General features: G+C 64.8%; 17 protein-coding genes. 11 read left to right on the forward strand and 6 right to left on the reverse strand.

What is annotated here, in order from left to right; translation table 11 throughout:
• The first annotated feature begins 64 nt into the window (after positions 1 to 64).
• Positions 65 to 724, forward strand: a complete 660-nt coding sequence (locus tag AC1RBA_RS14230; protein WP_070223362.1) for a helix-turn-helix transcriptional regulator — start codon at positions 65 to 67, stop codon at positions 722 to 724.
• Here AC1RBA_RS14230 and AC1RBA_RS14235 read toward each other — a convergent pair.
• On the reverse strand, positions 721 to 1,986 hold the full coding sequence (locus tag AC1RBA_RS14235; protein WP_492418731.1) for an MFS transporter: 1,266 nt from the start codon (positions 1,984 to 1,986) through the stop codon (positions 721 to 723). The genes AC1RBA_RS14230 and AC1RBA_RS14235 overlap by 4 nt on opposite strands.
• Positions 1,987 to 2,098: 112 nt before the next feature.
• Between AC1RBA_RS14235 and AC1RBA_RS14240 the strand changes: the two genes are divergently transcribed.
• The gene (locus AC1RBA_RS14240) at positions 2,099 to 2,998 is read left to right on the forward strand and encodes a LysR substrate-binding domain-containing protein (RefSeq protein WP_070223293.1); all 900 of its coding nucleotides are present in this window, start codon (positions 2,099 to 2,101) and stop codon (positions 2,996 to 2,998) included.
• On the opposite strand, the gene AC1RBA_RS14245 is transcribed toward AC1RBA_RS14240, so the two are convergent.
• Both AC1RBA_RS14245 and AC1RBA_RS14250 read right to left on the reverse strand, forming a co-directional pair.
• On the reverse strand, positions 2,995 to 3,747 hold the full coding sequence (locus AC1RBA_RS14245; protein ID WP_070223291.1) for an SDR family oxidoreductase: 753 nt from the start codon (positions 3,745 to 3,747) through the stop codon (positions 2,995 to 2,997). The two genes, AC1RBA_RS14240 and AC1RBA_RS14245, sit on opposite strands and share 4 nt — an antisense overlap.
• 117 nt (positions 3,748 to 3,864) lie before the next feature.
• Positions 3,865 to 4,896: a methyltransferase domain-containing protein gene (locus tag AC1RBA_RS14250; protein WP_409027509.1), complete on the reverse strand. Its 1,032-nt coding sequence runs from the start codon at positions 4,894 to 4,896 to the stop codon at positions 3,865 to 3,867.
• 129 nt (positions 4,897 to 5,025) lie between these two features.
• Here AC1RBA_RS14250 and AC1RBA_RS14255 point away from each other — a divergent pair, with 129 nt between their 5' ends.
• Both AC1RBA_RS14255 and AC1RBA_RS14260 read left to right on the forward strand, forming a co-directional pair.
• Positions 5,026 to 5,916 carry a helix-turn-helix domain-containing protein gene (locus AC1RBA_RS14255; protein ID WP_492418733.1) on the forward strand — a complete coding sequence of 297 codons (891 nt, stop codon included), beginning with the start codon at positions 5,026 to 5,028 and terminating at the stop codon, positions 5,914 to 5,916.
• 57 nt (positions 5,917 to 5,973) lie between these two features.
• The gene (locus AC1RBA_RS14260; protein ID WP_070223284.1) at positions 5,974 to 6,378 is read left to right on the forward strand and encodes a VOC family protein; all 405 of its coding nucleotides are present in this window, start codon (positions 5,974 to 5,976) and stop codon (positions 6,376 to 6,378) included.
• A 123-nt stretch (positions 6,379 to 6,501) separates the two neighbouring features.
• Here the strand turns inward: AC1RBA_RS14260 and AC1RBA_RS14265 are convergent, their stop codons facing one another.
• Positions 6,502 to 9,372, reverse strand: coding sequence for an insulinase family protein (locus AC1RBA_RS14265; protein WP_492418735.1), 2,871 nt, complete (start codon positions 9,370 to 9,372; stop codon positions 6,502 to 6,504).
• 284 nt (positions 9,373 to 9,656) lie between these two features.
• Here AC1RBA_RS14265 and AC1RBA_RS14270 point away from each other — a divergent pair, with 284 nt between their 5' ends.
• The 5 genes from AC1RBA_RS14270 (at position 9,657) to AC1RBA_RS14290 (ending at position 14,817) form a co-directional block, all read left to right on the forward strand.
• Positions 9,657 to 11,069: a HAMP domain-containing sensor histidine kinase gene (locus AC1RBA_RS14270; protein ID WP_492418736.1), complete on the forward strand. Its 1,413-nt coding sequence runs from the start codon at positions 9,657 to 9,659 to the stop codon at positions 11,067 to 11,069.
• Positions 11,066 to 11,608, forward strand: a complete 543-nt coding sequence (locus tag AC1RBA_RS14275; protein WP_492418737.1) for a hypothetical protein — start codon at positions 11,066 to 11,068, stop codon at positions 11,606 to 11,608. The genes AC1RBA_RS14270 and AC1RBA_RS14275 overlap by 4 nt, the downstream gene beginning before the upstream one ends.
• On the forward strand, positions 11,605 to 12,972 hold the full coding sequence (locus AC1RBA_RS14280; RefSeq protein WP_121670765.1) for a sigma 54-interacting transcriptional regulator: 1,368 nt from the start codon (positions 11,605 to 11,607) through the stop codon (positions 12,970 to 12,972). The genes AC1RBA_RS14275 and AC1RBA_RS14280 overlap by 4 nt, the downstream gene beginning before the upstream one ends.
• A gap of 267 nt (positions 12,973 to 13,239) precedes the next feature.
• Positions 13,240 to 13,602 carry a BON domain-containing protein gene (locus AC1RBA_RS14285; protein ID WP_034752546.1) on the forward strand — a complete coding sequence of 121 codons (363 nt, stop codon included), beginning with the start codon at positions 13,240 to 13,242 and terminating at the stop codon, positions 13,600 to 13,602.
• Between the two features lie 201 nt (positions 13,603 to 13,803).
• Positions 13,804 to 14,817 carry a bile acid:sodium symporter family protein gene (locus AC1RBA_RS14290; protein WP_070312682.1) on the forward strand — a complete coding sequence of 338 codons (1,014 nt, stop codon included), beginning with the start codon at positions 13,804 to 13,806 and terminating at the stop codon, positions 14,815 to 14,817.
• On the opposite strand, the gene AC1RBA_RS14295 is transcribed toward AC1RBA_RS14290, so the two are convergent.
• On the reverse strand, positions 14,769 to 16,232 hold the full coding sequence (locus AC1RBA_RS14295) for a UdgX family uracil-DNA binding protein (RefSeq protein WP_492418738.1): 1,464 nt from the start codon (positions 16,230 to 16,232) through the stop codon (positions 14,769 to 14,771). The two genes, AC1RBA_RS14290 and AC1RBA_RS14295, sit on opposite strands and share 49 nt — an antisense overlap.
• Positions 16,229 to 17,461 carry a putative DNA modification/repair radical SAM protein gene (locus AC1RBA_RS14300; RefSeq protein WP_492402500.1) on the reverse strand — a complete coding sequence of 411 codons (1,233 nt, stop codon included), beginning with the start codon at positions 17,459 to 17,461 and terminating at the stop codon, positions 16,229 to 16,231. Before AC1RBA_RS14300 ends, AC1RBA_RS14295 begins: the two co-directional genes overlap by 4 nt.
• A gap of 137 nt (positions 17,462 to 17,598) precedes the next feature.
• Here AC1RBA_RS14300 and modA point away from each other — a divergent pair, with 137 nt between their 5' ends.
• Positions 17,599 to 18,369, forward strand: coding sequence for a molybdate ABC transporter substrate-binding protein (gene modA, locus AC1RBA_RS14305; protein WP_492418739.1), 771 nt, complete (start codon positions 17,599 to 17,601; stop codon positions 18,367 to 18,369).
• A gap of 15 nt (positions 18,370 to 18,384) precedes the next feature.
• Positions 18,385 to 19,056: a molybdate ABC transporter permease subunit gene (gene modB / locus AC1RBA_RS14310; RefSeq protein ID WP_099408209.1), complete on the forward strand. Its 672-nt coding sequence runs from the start codon at positions 18,385 to 18,387 to the stop codon at positions 19,054 to 19,056.
• The last annotated feature ends 7 nt before the right edge of the window (positions 19,057 to 19,063 follow it).

The raw sequence follows: 19,063 nt of genomic DNA on the forward strand, positions 1-19,063 counted from the left end.
GGGAGCTACCGGCCTATTATGCAAGCAATTAGTTGGTTAACTGGCCCCATGATAGTTGAGCGAAATGAATTACACAAGTAAACGTTTGGATAATAGCGAAGCGCCGCAAACGACGGAGCGCATCCTGTATTTCATCAAGACCAAGGGACCCGTCTCCACGGCGACCCTGGCCAAGACCCTGGACATGACGGGCGAAGCGGCGCGCCAGCAAGTGCAAAAGCTGGTGGCGGCAGGCCTGATCGAAGGACGCCAGGAAGCGCAGGCGGGCGCGGGACGGCCGCGCCAGAACTGGGTCTTGACGGAAGCGGGCAATGCGCGCTTTCCCGACACGCATGCGCAGCTGACGATCAAGCTGATCGGCTCCGTGCGCCAGCTGTTCGGCGAGGCGGGCCTGGATAAACTGATCACGCAGCGCGAAGAGGAAAGCCGCAGCGCGTATGCGCTTGCGTGCTCGGCGCCGGACTTGCCCACGCGGCTGCAGCAGCTGGCCGCCGTGCGCGATGAAGAGGGGTATATGGCGCGCGTGGAAGCGGACGGCGACGACTGGCTGCTGATCGAAGACCACTGCCCCATCTGCGCCGCGGCGCGCACCTGCCAGGGCTTTTGCCGCTCCGAACTGCAGCTGTTCCAGGAAGTGGTGGGGCCAAGCGCCAGCATCGTGCGCGAGCAGCACGTGCTGGCGAACGCGATGCGCTGCGTTTACAGGATTTCGCCGCTTTCTTAAGGCTTTGGAAACAGCGGCCAGGTCAGCAGCGCCACCAGTCCCGCCAGCCACCATACGACGGACCAGTTGCTGGCCGCCAGCAGGTGCGGGATGGCCATCGGCGTGAGGAACAGCCCCACGTAGACGGCCGTGTTCGCCATGCCCAGGGCCGTGCCCGCATTGGCGCCGCCCGCTTCCGTGGCCAGCTCCGTGTAGGCCACGCCATGCCAGGCGGACACGGCGATGCCGGCGAGCACCACGGCGGCCATCAGCAGCCAGCCCGGCGCCTCCAGCCAGGCGATGCATCCGAGAAAAATGAATGACGCCAGCGCCACCAGGGCCGAGCCGCGCAGGTAGGCGGGCCGGTTCGCGTGGCGGTCCGTATGGCGTCCGCTCCAGATGCGCATCACCATGGCGCCCGCCTGCAGGGCCACCATCACGGCCGTGATGGCCGCCAGGCCCAGGCCGCCATGGTCGTGCAGGAAGACGGTGGCGTAGCTGAGCACGGCAAACTGGGGCACGCACAGCAAGCCGATGGCGGCTACCATGCGCCAGACCTTTCGATTGCGTAACGGTGGCAGTGGCTTGATCCCGGACAGGCTTTTGGACGCATTGTGCGGCCCCTTGGCGGCCTCGGCAGAGAAATCGGGCTCATGCATCCAGCGCCACGTAAAAAACGCCGACAGGCCGCATACGAGGGCCAGGGCGCCAAACACGGGCATGAAGCCGTAGCGCGATGCCAGGCTGGGCAGGATGAGGGCGCCGAGGCCGCCGCCCAGCGGCACGGCCGTCTGGCGGATGCTCATGGCAAAACCCCGTTCGCCGGGGCCGAACCAGCGCATCACGGCGCGGCCGCTGGCGCCGTTCACGCTGCCTCCCAGCACGCCGACCAGCGCCAGCCCCGCCGCCAGCGCCCATAAGGGCGGCACGGACCCGCCAGCGGGCGTAATCCACAGCAGCAAGGCCAGCAGCGCCAACATGGTGCCCAGCAAGCCGGTCAGCAGCACGGGGCGGTCGCCCCAGCGGTCGGTGGCCATGCCCCATGGCAATTCGGTCAGGGCCACGCCCAGGCCCATGGCGCCCAGCGCCACCCCCAGTTCTGTATTGCTCAGGTGATAGCCGCTGCGCAGCCAGATGGCCGTGGTGGGCATGCCGTTGGCGGCGGCGGAAAAGCTGGCATTGGCCGCCACGCCGACGGCGAGCACTTTCCAGCGGTGGGCGTCGCCCAGCACGGGCGCGGTGACGGGAACAGGAACGGGAATGGCTTGGCAACTGGTGTTCATGGCAGGGAGAGAAAAGTGGTTGACCCTGACAGTGTCGCGCGCTACGATCATTCTGAATATCAGATAATTTACGCTGTACCATCCCAAAAAACCGGACGATTGCTTCCACGCCATGAGCCTGCTTAATTTCGACATCGCCTTTCTGCGCAGCTATGTGGCTGGCATCGAGCTGGGCAGCTTTGCCCGCGCGGCCGACAAGGTGGGCCGCTCCACCTCGGCCGTCAGCGCGCAGCTGAAAAAACTCGAGGAGCAGGCGGGCATGCCCCTGTTCCGCAAGGATGGCCGGGGCCTGGCGCTGACGCCGGCCGGCGACGTGCTGCTCGGTTATGCGCGCCGCCTGCTGGAACTCAACGATGAGGCAGCCGTCGCCTTGCGCGGCGCGGAACTGGAAGGGTGGATCCGGCTGGGCTTGCAGGAGGATTTTGGCGAAGCCTTGCTGCCCGACGTGCTGGGGCGTTTTGCCCGCGCGCATCCGAAAGTGCGCATCGAGGCGCACGTGGCGCGCAACACGGCCTTGATGGAAGGGCTGGCAATGGGCCAGCTGGACCTGGCCCTGCTGTGGGGCGGCGCCTGCATCGCTGACGTGGCCGAATATCCGCAGCAGCAGCGCCAGCATATTGCCGAACCGTCCATGCGCTGGATCGCCTCCTCCAGTCTGGCCTGGCGGCCCGAGTCTGGCGAGCCTTTGCCGCTCATTACGTTCGACCGCGAATGCCTGTTCCAGCGCTGCGCCACGCAGGCGCTCGACGGGGCCGGCATCGCCTGGCGCACGGCGTTTACCAGTCCCAGCCTGGCGGGACTGTGGGCGGCGGCGGCGGCCGGACTGGGCGTGACGGTGCGCACGGGCCTGGGCTTGCCCTCGACCGTGCGCGCGCTCGATCACGTGGAAGCGGGCTTGCCCGCCCTGCCTCCGCTGTCGCTGGAATTGCTGCGCGCCTCAAGCGTGTCCAGGCCGCCCGTCGAGCGCCTGGCCGGCTTGATCATCGAGTCGCTGCAACAGGATGCCGCTTAAAACGCCTGCGCCGTCGGGCGCAGCACGATCTCATTGATAGCCACGTCGGCCGGCTGCTCGATCGCATACGCGATGGCGCGCGCCACGGCATCGGCGGGAATGGCGATCTGGTAGAACTCCTTGACGGCCTTGGCGCTCTCGGCGTGGCTGCTGCCCTGGCTCAATTCCGTGTCGACGGCGCCCGGCGCAATGACGGTGGTGCGGATGGTGCCGCCGCTGGCCGCCAGCTCGTGGCGCAAGCCTTCTGAAATGGCGCTGACGGCAAACTTGGTGCCGCTGTAGACGGTGCCGCCCGGGCTGAAGACTTTTTGTCCCGCCACCGACGAGATATTGATGAAGTGGCCGCTGTTTTGCGCCTGGAAGTATGGCAGGACGGCGGCGATGCCGTTCAACACGCCTTTGATGTTGATATCGATCATGTTGTTCCACTCGTCGACTTGCAAGGCGCTCATCGGCGCGATGGCCATCAGCCCCGCATTGTTGATCATCACATCGACCTTGCCGAACACGGCCAGGGCCGTGTCGACCAGGCGCTTCAGGTCGCCCGCCTGAGTGACGTCGGTCTGGGCAATGGCGGCCTGGCCGCCGGCGGCCGTGATTTCCTCGGCGATGGTATTGAGCAAATCCATGCGGCGCGCACCGAGCACGACGCAGGCGCCCAATGCGGCCAGATGGCGCGCGGTGGCTTCGCCCAGGCCGCTGCTGGCACCGGTGATGAGGACGACTTTCCCTGCAATAGCTTGACTCATGATGGGTTCCTTGTGAAGGCAGCACAGTGCTGCGGATGACATCGATCAATGCCGGCACAGCTTAGCGCATTTGCGTCCTTTTTTGCTATAAAAAAGATAATTGCTAAATGGTAATTGTTAGGCACGAGCAATCAGCACCTGCACGGGGGCCATGGGAAAATCGCTGGCGCCGTATTGCTCCACTTGCCGCCAGCCCGTGTCGCGCAGCAGCTGCGCCAATTCACCGTGCCGTGTCACCGTGCGGCCCAGCATGCGCATTGGCAAGTAATACGGCAGCACGCGCGCCGCGTCGCCCGGCGCCGCCGCGATTTCCGCCTGCACGCAGACGAGCACGCCACCGGGCTTCAGGGCCGCCTGCATCTTGCGCAAGGCAGCCGCCATGTCTGGCACGAAATGCAGCACGGACGAGCACCAGATGAGGTCGTAGCCGCCGCCGATATCGTCGCTGTCCAGGTCGCCGCCCAGGGTCTCCAGGCGGTCGGATAGTTGCGCATGGGCGATGTTCGCGGCCGCCACGGCCACCGTTTCCGGCCAGTCGAAAACGCAGCCGTGCACGCCCGCATGGGCTTGCGCCAGCGCAATGGCCACCCAGCCGGGACCGCCGCCCGCGTCGAGCAGGCGCAGCGGCGTGTTGCCGTCCGCAAACGGGGCGACGCGCTGCATCACGCACAGGGCGGCGCGCATGGTGACGGCGCGCTGCTCCTGGCCGATCTGCTGCTGCGCGGCGGTGGCCCAGTTGACCCCGCTCGCCGTGCTGTAGGGCGTTACTTTTCCGCCGTCGCGCACCAGGGTGTTGAGCTGCGTGGCGAAATGGCGCAGCGCGTGCAGCCGGTACAGCCAGGCGTCGCCGCAAAAGGCAACAGCGTCGCGGCAGAAATACTGCAAGGTGGTGGCCGTGCAGCGGTAGCGTAGTGCCTCAGTATCGGCGCCGTCGCGCTCCAGCACCTGCATGCTCCAAAGCAATTCCAGCAGCAGGGCCGTGTGCGGCCCATGTAGCGACAGGACGTCCGCCAGTTGCGCCGGCGTGTGCGGCGTTGCCAGCACCTCGAAAATACCCAGTTCCAGGGCGGCGGCCAGTCCATCGGCCTGGACGGGCGCGACGGCCAGGTCCCAGTACGGTTGCAAGGCGTGTTGCGTATCGAATGACATGATCTTCCTTTCGGCGAGGTGGGCATCAGCATCATTTTATGCAACAATGAGAATAATTATCATTTGCATTTGTATGCGCGGCGGCGTATTTCGTATGCGGGACGGCGCGCGGGAAAACGGGGAGGAGCGATGAGGGGACAGGAGAGGGAAGCGGCAGGCTGGACGCGGCGCCAGCTGGACCCGGGGTTGAAAGAGTGCCGCGCCGACCAGCGCCAGGTCGACCAGGGTTTGCTGCTCGTGCATTCCGACTACCGGCCACGGCTTGCGCTCGTCGAGCCATCGCAGCATGACGACGGGGGCGGCATGGTGATCACCATCGGCCTGGAAGGCGCGTCTGCCTACGCCACGCGCGATGGCGAACAATTGCGCTTCCAGGGCGGTCACACGACCATGACGGTGTTTCGCCACGTCAGCGGCGAGCGCCGTTTCGAGGCGCATCAACGGGCGGCGCAATTGCGCGTGCTGGTCGATGAAGAGGCGCTGGCGCGCTACTGGCCGGAGGGATTGGCGTCTCTGCTGCCCCACGGCGGCGCGCGCCAGCTGGCGCATGCGGCCACCACGGCGGCCGCTACCCTGCACGCCCGCTCGCTGCTGCGCGCGACGGACCCGCTGGCCGTGCATATCAGCGTGCTCAGTATCCTGGCGGAACAGCTGCGGGGACTGCGGCCTGTGCCCGTTCTTGTACCGCGCTGGTCCGAGGCCGACATCGTCAAATTGGAACGCGTCTACGCGCTGATGCAGGAGCAGATGGCGCAGGCACTCACGCTCGATTACCTGTGCGCGCAAGCGGGCTTGAGTTTGTTCAAGCTCAAGCAGGGATGGCGTTACCGCTACAACGACAGCCCGCAGCGCACCCTGCTGGCGCTGCGCATGCAGCGGGCAAAGTTACTGCTGGAAAATGGTTGCCAGGTGGCGCAGGCGGGCTGGCAAACGGGCTACCGTCACCCGGCCAATTTCAGTGCCGCCTTCAGCCGCTATTTCGGCTACGCGCCGAAGACTGTGGGACGCGCGGGCGCGTAAAAAGGCGGTGTAGAATCGGCGGGCAGCATCCATAACTACGACCCACAAGGAGACATGATGGCCCGCAAAATCTTTGTCAATCTGCCCGTCCAGTCGCTGGAACGCTCCGTGGCGTTTTTCACGGCGCTGGGCTTCAGTTTCAATGCCCATTTCACGGATGAAACGGCGACGTGCATGATCGTTGCCGACGATATCTTCGTGATGCTGTTGACGCACGACAAATTCAAGCAATTCACGCCCAAGCAGCTGTGCGATACCAAGGTGGCGACGGAAGTGCTCGTGTGTTTGTCGGCCGAGAGCCGGGGCGAAGTCGATGCGCTGGTGGCAAAAGCCGTCCAGGCGGGCGGCAGCATCTACAAGGAGCCGATCGATTTCGGCTTCATGTATGGCCACAGTTTCCAGGATCCCGATGGGCATCAGTGGGAATTGATGTACATGGAAGCAGGCGCCGTACCTGGCTGATCGGTGGTGGTGTCGGATTACGCGGCGTGCCGTCGCTAATCCGACCTACGCTACGGCTCAGGCAGATCGGGTAGGTCGGATTAGCGCGGCAAAGCCGCGCGTAATCCGACGTCTGCGGCCAGCTTAGGAAGCCAGCGCCAGCAAATCGACCACGTCCAGGCCGGCCAGGTCTTGCGTCGTATTGCCCGCAAACGCGGCGCGGCTTTGCTGGCCGTTTTTCAGCCAGGTGCGCGTGACGTCCTTGATCTGCGCCAGCGTGCAATTGAGCACGCCGGTACGGAACTGCTGGCGCACAGCTTCCGTCGTGCCCCGCTGCTGCATGTTCCACGCCGTCAGCGCTTCCGCGTACGGCGAGTGCGGCTTGTCGAGGCCCTTGATGACGCAGATGATCGCTTCTTCCACCTGCTCTTGCGAGAAATCGCCGTCGAGGATCTGGTCGAGCGTCGTGCCGAAGTCGGCGAACGTGCCGGCCAGGCGCGGATCGCGGTAGGAGCTCAGCGTGAACGTGCCGGCGCCGGCCGCGTAGCTGGCGCTGCCGCCATACGCGCCGCCTTTTTCGCGCAGGGCCGTATGCAGCACCTGGTTGGTCATCAGCTCGGCAGCGACGGCCAGGGCCGCAGCGTCCGGATTGTGCACGCCGGGCACGGCCCAGGAAACGAAGCAATGGTTGATCTGGCTCGTCGCATGCAGGGCCGTGTTGGCCAGTGGCAAGGCAGCCGGAGCGGCGGCAACGGCTGGCGCGGCCGCATCTTTGCTGGCCGCTGGCAACTCGAGCAGACGTGCCAGCGTGATGCCATCCTGCTCCAGGCCCGCGCACAGCACGGTCGGCTGCTGGGCGATGATGTGCGCATGCAGGGTGTCGAGTTCGCGCGCGATTTCCTGCAAGCCTGCCGACGTCTTGCTCAACTGCTGCAAACGGCGGTAGAACGGCAAAGCTGCCGGGCCGCCGACGATGTCGTCGAAGCGGCGCGTTGGCGACAGCGGGGCCGCCGACGCCAGCATGGCGTAGCGGTTGCCCGATTCGGCCAGGCTGGAGAGTTTGTCCTGCACCAGGCTTTCGATCAGGAAGGCCAGGCGCTCTTCTTCATCGAAGCGTGGCTTGGCGATCCAGGCCGACAGCACGGCGGCGATCGCCGCGTGTTCTTCGCGCAAGCCGCTGGCCGAGAACGACAATTCCACGCGCATCGCTTGCTGCGGGCGCGGGATGGCTTCCAGGCCGATGTGGAACGACGGCACCATGCTCTGGCGCCAGGCGCTGGCGTCATCGAACGACATGTCGCCCACGCCCAGTTCCGGCGCCAGGTCCGTGTACAGGCGCAGCCAGGGCCACGACGCTTCCGGCAAGCCCGATACGTCGTACAGCACATTGGCATAGCTGATGCCGTTCGAGGCAATGCTGAAGGCCACGGCGCCATCGACGGCCGGTGGAATCGGCAGGGCCGGGCGCGGCGCGGCGCTGACGTCGCCCGGGCGGATGCGCGGCAGCACTTCCGAATTCGACGGCAGTTGCTGATGCGCTTCCAGCGCGGCGGACTCGGCCACGATGTGTTCGCGCTCGGCATCCGTCAGCTTTGCCTGCAGGGCCGCCAGTTTGGCGTCTTCCTGCGCGGCGCGGTCCGTGAAATAGGCGGCATCGGGCACCACGTGCGTCGTCAAACGGGTCGGGTTGGCGATCAGCTCGCGTACCAGCTGCTTGAAGAAGGCCGGGTCGTCGATCTGCTGCTCCAACGTTTCCAGGATGGCCGCATTGTCGAAGGCGTCCATCACGTTGCCGTCGTACATGGCCAGCGGCAAGGCGTGCAGCAAACGGCCCAGGCCGTAAGGCATGCGGCCGCTGCTGATTTCGCGCTGGCTGTATTTGATGTCGCGCAAGGCCGCGTGCAGCACGGCGGCGGGTATGCCCTCTTCCGCCGTTTCTTCCAGCGCGGCCCAGATGCGCTGGTGCGCGTCGGCGATCTGTTCTTTGGTTAAACCTTCCATGCCGATGTGGAACACCATCTGGCGGATGCCCGCGTCGCGGCCATTCATGTCCGATGGGCGGCCATAGCCGGCCGATTCCATGGCGCGCATGACGGGCGCCGACGATTCGCCCAGCAAGCCATGCGACAGCAAATGCGCGTGGTAGTAGGCGATGGGGTCGCTCGACTCGCCCATCAGCCAGGCAAATTGCAGGCCGAATTCATCGTCGCGCGCTTCCTGCGACGGAATCTTGACGATGTTTTCCTGCGGTGCCGTCCACGCGGGCGCCAGCTGCGGCAGGCGGCGCGGGCTAAAGCCGCTGAGCTTGGACAGCACGCGCTCGGCGACCTGCTCCTGCACGGCCGACGCTTCGATATTGCCGGCGGTCATGATCACGGCTTGCGAAGGGTGATAATGGCTGGCGTGGAATTCTTTCAGCATGTCATGCGTCAGCTCGGGGATATTCAGCGGATCGCCGCCCGATTCCACTTCATACGTCGTGCCCTTGAGCAAGGCGCTGGCGATGCCGCTGTCGAGCGCACGCATGGGGCTGTTGAAGGCGCCCTTCATTTCATTGAAGACGATGCCCTGGTACACGAGCTTGTCGCCTTCGAAGGCATGGCGCCAGCCTTCCTGGCGGAAATTCAGGTAATCGAGGTTGGGGAAGAAGGCGGCGTCCAGGTACACGTCGAGCAGGTTGAAGAAATCCTTGCGGTCGGTGCTGGCGAACGGATACACGGTGCGGTCCGGATAGGTCATCGCATTCATGAAGGTGGCCGTCGAGCGGCGCAGCATCGAGAAGAACGGGTCGCGCACCGGGTAGCGCGACGAACCGCACAGGGCCAGGTGTTCGAGGATGTGGGCGCGTCCGTCGCTCACTTCCGGCACAGTGGGAAAGGCCACCAGGAACACCATCTCAGCCTGCTCGGTATGCATGTGGATATGGCGCATGCCCGTTGCTGGCTCGACATATTGCTCGATGGTTGCCTGCAAGACTGGAATGAAGTTGCTGCTGACTTTTTCAAATGTGCTCATGCGGTATGGGATCTCTTCGGTAGGTGATTCGGAGTGTCGGTGGGGCTGCATCACATGTGGGGGCAAAGTGGCGCAATGCCAGGGCCGTGGGCTACTTTGATGCCTGCGTGAAGTTTTTCCCTATTGTACTAGGAGTATTCGTGCGCCGCCGCCGGGCCTTGCTTGTTCGCCGGAAAAGCAACAATGTTGCAAAATAAACTATTTTTGGACAGGTGGCGCCCCGGGATGGGGGCTTAGCGTACCATGCGCCTTTTGCACTCCAGACTGAACCGAAGGCGCCTACCTTGTCCCGACTTTCCTTTCGCCAACTGTTATTTGCCGCCTTCATTTTGACGACGGGTATCTTGACGGCCACCTCCGTGCAAGCCCTGCTGACCCTGGAGCACCTGGCCCGGCTGGGGCGCGAGACGGCGGCGCAGGCGATTGCGCTGACGGAACAGTCGCAGCGCCTGTCCGAGCGCACCCTGGCCATGGAGCGCAGCGCGCGCCAGTTCCTTGTGCTCGACGATCCCGTGTTCCGCGAGCGCTACGCGGCGGCCCGCGAGGAAGCGACGGCGGCGCTGCAAGTGCTGAACCGCGCCACGCCCGAGTTCGCTCCCCAGCTGGCCGACGAGTGGACGGTGCAGGCGCAATCGGCGTGGGAAGTCTTGCAAGCTGGAAAACGCCGCAAGCGCGATGGCCACGCCGTCGTGTACCGCGCGTTTGCCCGCATGACGCAGATCAATGACAGCCTGGCGCGCGAAAGCAAGACGGAAATCGGCAGCCGCAATGACGCGCTGCTGGCCGAGCTGGAGCGCCAGCGCCGCCTGCTGGGCCTGCTGGTGGGCGGCGCCGTGCTGCTGGCGGCCGTGCTGGCCACCTGTTTCGGTTTTTTACTCTCGCGCCCGCTGCGCCGCATCGAGACGGCCATCGAGCGCCTGGGCGAGAAGCGCTATGACCAGCCCATCGTCGTCGGCGGCCCGGCCGACACGCGCCGCCTGGGCCAGCAGCTGGACTGGCTGCGCCAGCGCCTGGCGGACCTCGATGCCGACAAGGAACGTTTTTTGCGCCACATCTCGCATGAGCTGAAAACGCCGCTGGCGGCCCTGCGCGAAGGCGTGGCCTTGCTGGAAGACGAGGTGGCCGGCAAGCTCAGCGATGGCCAGCGCGAAATCGCCGGCATCCTGCAGCAAAACACGGCATCGCTGCAAACCCAGATCGAAGACTTGCTGCGCTACAATACCGCCGCTTTTGACGCCCAGCATCTGGCGCACAGCAAGGTCGACTTGCTGGTCTTGCTGCAAGATGTGGTGGCCGCGCAGCGCCTGCAATGGCTGGCGCGCCGTTTGACGGTCGAGGTGCAGGGCGAGTCCCTGATCGTGCAGGCCGACCGCGACAAGCTGGCCACCGCCCTGGCGAATTTGCTGTCGAATGCCGTGCGTTTCAGCCCGGAGGGCGGCACCGTGCGTTTCACCCTGTCTTGCGAAGGCGGCCGCGTGCGCATCGATTGCATCGACGAGGGCGCCGGCGTGGCGCCCGAGGATGCCGCGCGCATTTTTGAACCGTTTTACCAGGGAGTGCGCCAGGCGGCCGGCGCGCGCAACGGCAATGGCATTGGCCTGTCCATCGTGCGCGAATATATCGCCGCCCACGACGGCAGCGTCACTCTTTTACCGCGCCAGGCTGGCGCGCATTTTCGGATAGAACTGCCCTTATGATGACGAGAACTTCCCTGGCCGGCATGGCCGCCTGTGCACTGCTGTTGGGTGCTTGCGCCGCCAAGCCCCCCACCCAGACGCCCGTGCTGGTACAGACGCCGCCGCGCGTGGTGGTCGTGGCCGACCCCCAGCTGGCCGAACTGCTCGCGTATCAAAGCGCCTTGCGCCTGATGACGCCGTCGGAACTGGCGAAAGCGCAGCTGGACCAGGCCAAGGCCGACCACGCGCCGCACAACACGATCCGCCGCGCCATGCTGCAGGCGACCGTGCGCGGCCCCGGCGACCTGGCCCGCGCGCAAGCGTTGCTGGAACCGCTGGCCACGGCCACGGGCAAGGATGCGCAGCTGCTGGCGCCGCTGGCGCAATTGCTCGGCAGCCAGTACGCGGAACTGCGCCGCCAGGAAGAGAGCATCGACAAGCTCAACACGCAGTTGCGCGACGCGCAGCGCCGCAACGACTTGCTCAATGAAAAGCTGGAAGCACTGAAAAACATCGAGCGCAGCCTGTCCGTGCGCCCTGCCGCGGGAGCGGCGAAATGAGCGAGCACGCCCACATTTTATTGGTCGACGACGATCCCGACCTGCTGCGTTTGCTGACCATCCGCTTGAAGGCGGGCAACTACCGCGTGACGGCCGTGGGCAGCGCGGAAGCGGCGCTGGCGCGCCTGGCCGTGGAATTGCCGGCCCTGGTTATTACCGATGTGCAATTGCCGGGCCGCGACGGCCTGGCCCTGTTCGATGAAATCCGCCGTCAGCACGCGGCCCTGCCCGTCATTTTGCTCACGGCGCACGGCACCATTCCCGATGCCGTCGATGCGACGGCGCGTGGCGCGTTTGCCTACCTGACGAAGCCGTTCGACGGAAAGTTGCTGATGGAAAAGGTGGCGTACGCCATCAACTTGTCCACCGTCATGCCGGCGCCCGCGTCCGGCGATGAAAGCTGGCGTGCCGAACTGATCAGCCGCAGTGCGCAGATGGCCGAGCTGCTGGCCGAAGCCAAGCTGGTGGCCGGTTCCGACGCCAGCATCCTGATCCGCGGCCCCAGCGGCACGGGCAAGGAATTGCTGGCGCGCGCGCTGCACAACGCCAGCCGCCGCGCCAAGGCGCCGTTCATCGCCGTCAACTGCGGCGCGATTCCCGAACAACTGCTGGAATCGGAACTGTTCGGCCACGTGAAAGGCTCGTTTACGGGCGCCGTGGGCAACCGCGAAGGTTTATTTCAGGCGGCCGATGGCGGCACCCTGTTTCTGGACGAGATCGGCGACATGCCGCTGCCGCTGCAAGTCAAATTGCTGCGCGTGCTGCAGGAGCGGGCCGTGCGGCCCGTGGGCGCCGACCAGACGCGGCCCGTCGACGTGCGCTTATTGTCCGCCACGCACCGCGACCTCGATGTGGCCATGGCGGAAGGGCAATTCCGCGAAGACCTGTATTACCGCCTCAACGTCGTGACCTTGACCTTGCCGCCGCTGGCCGAGCGCCGCGAAGACATCGCCTTGCTGGCAAACCATTTCCTGCAGAAACTGGCCGCCAAGTACCAAAAAACCCTGAACGGCTTCGCGCCCGACGCCCTCACGGCGCTGGTGGCCGCGCCATGGCCGGGCAACGTACGCCAACTGGTCAATGTCGTCGAGCAAGTGTGCGCGCTGGCCACGGCGCCGCTGGTGCCCTTGTCGCTGGTGCAACGGGCCTTGCGCGTGCCGTCGCTCGAAGCGCTCAGCTATAACGAAGCCAAGCAGCGCTTCGAGCGCGACTACCTGATCCAGTTGCTGCGCCTGACGGACGGCAACGTGGCCGACGCGGCCCGCCTGGCTGACCGCAACCGTACGGAGTTCTACCGTTTACTGCAGAAATACGAGCTGACGCCGGCCCTGTTCCGGGCCGACGGCGACCCTGTCGCTGATTAGCGACAAAAATAAAGCGTTAAAAATCAGCGGCTTAGCCTGAAACATTGATATTGTTGCCACATTCTGTCGCTGACAGGCGACAAAAAGCCCCGTTTTTCGGGCCGGATCCGGCGGAAACGGGCTGGAAAAATCGAGTTTGCATGTAAGTCGTTGATTTTGAATGAAATTTAAAATCTGGCACGGTGCTTGCTGTATGGGTAGATGTGACGCTTCAAAGTGTTGCTTTATCCAAGTAAGAAGCTTTTAACTTCATTGAGAGGAACTACCATGCAAACATCGAAACTGTTCAATACCCTGGTCGCCGCTATCGTACTGTCGGGCGCCTCGATCACCGCTTCGCATGCAGCTGACTCCGCCCCAAAAGCACAAGCTCCTGCTGACACCGTCGTGGCCGCCAACGCCGCCGCTGCCGTCCCTGATGAAACCATCACTTCCTCGGCCAAGGCCGCCCTGAGCGCCGATGCGCAAGCCGCTGCCCTGCCAGTCAAGGTAGCAACCCAGCAAGGTGTGGTCGTCCTGTCGGGCGATGTACCGAGCGCCGAAGCGGGTGACCGCGTCGTGCAGATCGTCGCTTCCGTGAGCGGCGTGAAAGAAATCAAGAACGAGCTGAAAGTCAAAGCCGCCGGTTAATCCCTCGCGCTGTACTTTACTCCGGGTTGCCCTGTCTGCGGACAGGGCATTTTTTTTGTGCCATTGTGTCCACAAGCCACGCTTGCTTCCAGGCAGGTAGTCTGGCGATAGGGTTAGAATAGCCAGCACTGGCGCCGATTCCGGCGCTTTTTGTCATCCATGGCGCAGTGTTGCAAGGCTGGGCCGCTACCAGGCCACCGCATGTCTTCTTTTTCTTCCGCCGCCCTGCTGCGCAATCTGAAACCCGACAACTTCACCATCGCCCTGCTCGTCACCGTGGCGCTGGCCAGCTTCCTGCCCTGCACGGGCCAGACGGCCGTGGTCTTCGGCAATATCACCACCGTCGCCATCGGCGCCCTGTTCTTCCTGCATGGCGCCAAGCTGTCGCGCGAAGCTGTGGTGGCCGGCATCATGCACTGGCGCCTGCATTTGCTGGTGCTGGCCAGCACGTTTATTTTGTTCCCCCTGCTGGGCCTGGCCCTGCGGCCGCTGGCGCTGACCTTCCTCACGCCCGAGCTGTACGTGGGCATTTTGTTCCTGTGCGCCTTGCCGTCGACCGTGCAATCGTCGATCGCGCTGACGGCCATGGCGCGCGGCAATGTGCCGGCCGCCATCTGCAGCGCTTCGGCCTCGAATTTCATCGGCATTTTTCTTGCCCCCATCCTGGTGGGCCTGTTGGTGGCCAAGGGCGCGGAAAGCAAGTCGTCGGTCGACGCCGTTTTATCGATTGTCATGCAATTGCTGCTGCCCTTCCTGGCCGGCCAGTTCCTGCGCCGCTGGATAGGCCGCTGGGTCGACCGCCACAAGGCCATGCTGAAATTCGTCGACCAGGGTTCCATTTTGCTGGTGGTCTACACGGCCTTCAGCGAAGCCGTCAGCGAAGGCCTGTGGCACACGATCTCGGTGGAAACCCTGGTCGCCCTGGGCGTGTTCAGCATCGTGCTGCTGGCCCTGGTCCTGGGCCTGATGACGTTCATCAGCCGCCGCCTGGGCTTTAGCAAGGAAGATGAAATCGCCATCGTTTTCTGCGGTTCCAAGAAAAGCCTGGCCAGCGGCGTACCGATGGCCAAGGTCTTGTTCGCCACGCACTCGCTGGGCATGGTGATTTTGCCGCTGATGCTGTTCCACCAGATTCAATTGATGATCTGCGCCGTGATTGCGCAGCGCTATGCGCGGCGCGATGAGGCGCAGGAAGTGCCGGCGGCGACGCCGTGATGCGGCTCGTGCAGTAGCCGCAGCGCCTGCCGCAAGCCATCGACAATCACCGCGTAGGCCTGGCGCCGGCTCTCTTCGTCCCGTGCGCGCAGCACATATGACGGGTGATACACGGTCACCACCCAGCGCCCGTCGTGTTCGATGGGCGTGCCGATCAGCGGCGTCATGCTGGCCGCGCCATCTTGCAGCACGGATTTCAATGCCGTGCTGCCCAGCGCCACGATCACCTGTGGTTTGCCACGTTCAATCTCTTCTTCCAGCCAGCCATGACAGGCGAGGATTTCGCGCTGCGCAGGCGTCTTGTGCAGGCGGCGCTTGCCGCGCGGTTCCCACTTGAAATGCTTGACGGCATTGGTCAGATAAATGCTGTCGCGCGCCAGGCCCGCTTCCCGCATGGCCTGGTCCAGCAGCGCACCGGCCGGGCCGACGAACGGCAGTCCGGCCAGGTCTTCCTGGTCGCCCGGTTGTTCACCGACGAGCATGATGCGGGCGGTGTGCGGGCCTGTGCCGGGCACCGCTTGCGTGGCGTGCTGCCACAGCGCGCAGCGGCGGCACTGGTCCAGGCTAGTTGCTACCTCGCGCATCGGCTGGGCCCGCTCTGCGCTGATCGGGATCATGGCGGCGCCCTGCCGCTGTCCCACGCTGGCGGTTTGGCCCGTGCGCCGCTCGCCGTTGGCCGCGCCGCTCAGCATGGTGGGCACGATGGCGCCTTCGGGTAAATTTTTCCAGAAGCGCGAGGGAATATGGCTGTGCAGCAAGTCGGCATTCACGCGCGCGGGGTTGAAGATGCTGCGGTAGTACGTCAGCCATAGCGCTTCGCCTGCATCGTCGATGTCTGCCGCGCCACGCAGCAGGGCCGGTCCCGCGTGCAAGGTGGCGCCATCCCACAGCATGCTGGCGCCGGGCGTGGCGATCATCCAGCTGGCCTTTCCCATGCGGCGCGCGAAGTGGCGCGCCACCTGCGGCAGCACTTCGTGCGTGGGCTCGAACCAGGCGACAAAACGGGGCGCGCCGTCACTTTCGGCCCGCTCGCGGAAGCGCACATACGCATGCATGTCGTGCTCCTCGCGGTGCACGGCCTTGACCATGGCGTGCAGGCGCGCGCCGTCCGCGTCGGCCGGGGACACCACGTCGTGCTGGCCCTGCTGCCAGCGCCACAGCACCTGATACAGGAAGGCCCAGCGGTCATGCACGTTGAAACAGGCGGCGCTCTCCAGCAGTTCCACCAGCTGGCGGGGCAGGCGCAGCGGTGGCGCGCCGGTATCCGTGGCCTCTGGCGTGGAGGAAAACAGGTCGCCGTCGCCGGGCTGCGATTGCCAGGCCACGTCGGCAGGCGGCACGCCGCGCGCGATCAGTTCGCGCGCCGCCGCGCGCCACGCGTCGAACGATTGCGCCAGCCGCACGAACGTACTCATGCTGCCTGCAGCTCCGGCCATAAGTTCAATTGCTGCGGTGCGTCTGCCATGGCGCGGCGCAATTGTTCCGAGGCGGTGGTGTCGCGTGCGGGAAAGTAATCGGCCGTGATGATGAACGGGGCAATCTTTTTCATGCTGCAGCGCAGGCGCGACAGGTCGGCATAGCGCACTTGCCGCAAACGGCGCAGGTCGACGATGCGCTGCGCGTTACGCAGGCCGATGCCGGGCACGCGCGCGATCATGTGCTGCGCCGCGCGGTTCAAGTCCAGCGGAAAATGTTCGCGGTGCGCCAGCGCCCACGCCAGTTTCGGATCGATGTCGAGCGCCAGGTTGCCGCCGCTGGCGGGCAGCAGTTCGCTGGCCTGGAAACCATAGCTACGCAGCAAGAAATCGGCCTGGTACAGCCGGTGTTCGCGCAGCATCGGCGGCGGCGCCAGCGGCACGCTTTTCGGGCTGTCGGGGATGGGGCTGAAGGCCGAGTAGTACACGCGCTTGAGTTTATAGCTGCCGTACAGGGTCTCGGCCGTGGCGAGGATCTGCTGGTCGTCGCTGGCGTCGGCGCCAACGATCATCTGCGTGCTTTGCCCGGCCGGCGCGAAGCGCGGCGAGCGCGGTTCTTCCGCCTTTTCATCAAGCTTGCGGCGGATGGCGCCCATGGCCAGCTTGATCGTGTGCACGCTCTTTTCCGGCGCCAGCTTCTGCACGCTGTCCTGGGTCGGCAATTCGATGTTGACGCTGAGCCTGTCGGCATAGCGGCCCGCCTGCGCGACCAGGGCCGGATCGGCGTCGGGGATGGTTTTCAGGTGGATGTAGCCGCGGAACTGGTGTACTTCGCGCAATTCGCGCGCCACCTGCACCAGTTGCTCCATCGTGTAGTCGGCCGACTGGATGATGCCGGAACTGAGGAACAGGCCGTCGATGTAGTTGCGCAGGTAAAAGTCGCTGGTCAGTTTCACCACTTCGGCCACCGTAAAGCGCGCGCGCGGCACGTTCGAGGTACGGCGGTTGACGCAGTACTGGCAATCGTACAGGCAGTAATTGGTCAACAGTATCTTCAGCAGCGAGACGCAGCGCCCGTCCGGCGTGTAGCTGTGGCAAATCCCCATGCCCGAGGTGGCGCCAAAACCGTCCTTGCCGATGGAATCGCGCTTCGGCGCGCCGCTGCTGGCGCAGGAAGCGTCGTACTTGGCCGCGTCGGCCAGGATTTCCAGCTTGTCCGTCAATTCCATGGTGCACCTCGATATACTGTGTTTATATACAGTATATCAGGGAATCGGCCTGGTACCGGCTTGATCTGTGCAATGGCAGAACGCTATATATCGGTGTATATTACGGGCCTGGTTCTCTTCTCATTCAGGATACGCTCATGTGCCTCACCTTGCGCCTCACCTCCCTCGCCCGCCTGCTTGGCGTCACCCTGCTCGCCACTGCCGCTACCTCCGCCCTTGCCGGCGAAGTGGTCGTGTCGGCCGCGGCCAGCCTGACGAACGCGTTCAAGGATGCGGCGCAAAGCTACGAGGCGCAGTATCCGGGCAGCAAGGTGTCCCTGAACTTTGCCGCCTCGGGCGTGCTGCTGCAGCAGATCGTCAAGGGCGCGCCCGTCGACGTGTTTGCCTCTGCCGACCAGGAAACCATGGATGCGGCGCAAAAGCAGGGCCTGGTATTGCCGGCCGACCGCATGGACTTCGTCGGCAACAGCCTGGTGCTGATCGTGCCGCACGATAGCAAGCTGGGCATCAAAGCTTTGGCCGACCTGACGCACAAGGGCGTGACCCGCGTGGCCATCGCCAACCCGGCCAGCGTGCCCGTCGGCCGCTATTCGGAAGGCGCGCTGAAGAAGGCGAAGCTGTGGGAAGCCGTGCAGCCGAAAGCCCTCGGCACGCAGAACGTGCGCCAGTCGCTCGACTATGTGGCGCGCGGCGAAGTCGATGCGGGCTTTGTCTACGCCACCGACGCGGCCATCATGAAAGACAAGGTGAACGTGGTGCTGGACGTGCCGCTCGACGCGCCCGTGCTGTACCCGATCGCCACCATCAAGGGCAGCGGCAATGCCGCCGAAGCGAAGCGCTTCGTCAGCTATTTGCAGACGGCGCCGGCGCAAGCCATCCTGGCCAAGTACGGCTTCAAGAAACCCTAACGCCACCGCGCCCGCATGGATATCGCCTGGACCGCGCTGGCCCTGTCGCTGAAAGTAGCGGCCTGGGCCACGGCGCTCAATTTGCTGTTCGGCATCGGTACGGGCTATCTGCTGGCGCGCACGCGTTTTCCCGGGCGCGAGCTGCTCGACGCCCTGCTGACCCTGCCAATGGTGATGCCGCCCACCGTGCTCGGCTATTACCTGCTGGTGCTGCTGGGCCGGCGCGGCACCTTGGGCATCTGGCTGCAGGACAACTTCGGCATCAACCTGATCTTTACGTGGCAGGGCGCCGTGATCGCTTCCACGGTGGTCGCCTTTCCCCTCGTCTTCAAGCCCGCGCGCGCCGCCTTCGAAGCGGTTGACGGCCAGCTGGAGCAGGCGGCCCGCGTGCTGGGCATTTCGGAGCTGGCGATTTTCTTTCGCGTCACCTTGCCGCTGGCCTGGCGCGGCATCCTGGCCGGCGTGCTGCTGGGCTTCGTGCGCGCGCTCGGCGAATTCGGCGCCACCCTGATGGTGGCCGGCAGCATTCCCGGCAAGACGCAGACCCTGTCGGTGGCCGTGTATGAAGCCGTGCAGGCGGGTCAGGATGAGGTGGCCAATACGCTGGTCGTGATTATCTCGCTAGTTTGCATCGTGGTGCTGCTGTCGGCTGGCCGCCTGGCGCCCGGGCGCGTCGCGCACAAATGAGGCCTAT

Source organism: Janthinobacterium sp. GW823-FHT03B06 (assembly GCF_058796955.1).